Source organism: Photobacterium sanguinicancri (genome assembly GCF_002265265.1).
Lineage (GTDB): Bacteria > Pseudomonadota > Gammaproteobacteria > Enterobacterales > Vibrionaceae > Photobacterium > Photobacterium sanguinicancri.
The window spans coordinates 1-1,021 of record NZ_NOIF01000380.1 but is presented as its reverse complement, the minus strand read 5'-3'; the positions used below and the strand labels follow the sequence as shown (position 1 = coordinate 1,021).

Here is a 1,021-nt window from a genome sequence, read left to right as displayed (position 1 = left end):
GTCATAATGTCACCTGTTAACTTATGAGGTGATAATATCACCTCTAACTAAGTGACCAAATTCACTATGCCACTACATTACCTACTTACCTACTTACCTACTATCTACAGATATTGATCAGCTAGTAGCAGCGATGACAGCATTGAATAAAGACATTAATGAAATTGAAAGTGTCGTTACTGAAATTGGTGGGATAGCGGGGCAGACTAACTTACTTGCATTAAATGCTGCTATTGAGGCTGCGCGTGCTGGAGAGCAGGGGCGTGGTTTTGCTGTTGTTGCCGATGAAGTGAGAAAATTAGCAACTCGTACTCAAGAAAGTACAGCGAGTGTAGATGGAATTATTGAACGTTTAGGACAAAGCTCGCAGGACGCGCTTAATATTGTTCAGAAACGACAGCTGCGACAGATGCTAATATAGATGGCGTAAAAAGTAGCAGTGATGCAATTGAGCAGCTTCAACAGTCCTTATCTATTATAGAGCAGCAAGCGGCAAGTATTTCGAGCGTATCAAATATTGCGGTACATAATAATGAGGTTATCAACCAATGTAGCCAACAGCAGGAAATATTACTGCAGCAGGTGGCACACCTTAAAGCCTCATTGATTAAATTTAAGTTGGAATCGCACCCACAGGCATAATTTGTATCGTGGGAGTCTGTGACAATATAAAGGAAACGTAATAAACGATGGCTCGAATTTAATCAGATTTGAGTCTCTTGGTTGTATTTTAAACGCTTGGTATTTAATTTCGATTTTTTTGTAATTCACGCTTGCCAACGTGATCGAAATCTCTATAATGCGACCTCACTGACACGGAGCAAGGCGCTAAGCCCGCTACGAAGTCAGTATGTTCTTTAACAATTTGACCATGCAATCTGTGTGGGCACTCGTGAAATGAATAGTCAAAACTGTTCATTATTACTTTTTAAGTAACAATGAATTTGGCATCAATGAACTGAGTGACCAATACAAAACTTAAGTTTACTTAAGCTTTGGCACAGTCAATTCGAATATCATG

General features: G+C 39.6%; 1 protein-coding gene. It reads left to right on the top strand.

Going from position 1 to position 1,021, the window contains the following annotated elements; all coding sequences use genetic code 11:
- The first annotated feature begins 76 nt into the window (after positions 1-76).
- Positions 77-421 (top strand): methyl-accepting chemotaxis protein, encoded by a 345-nt coding sequence (locus ASV53_RS26200; protein ID WP_094959008.1) that lies wholly within the window; start codon positions 77-79, stop codon positions 419-421.
- Positions 422-1,021: the final 600 nt, after the last annotated feature.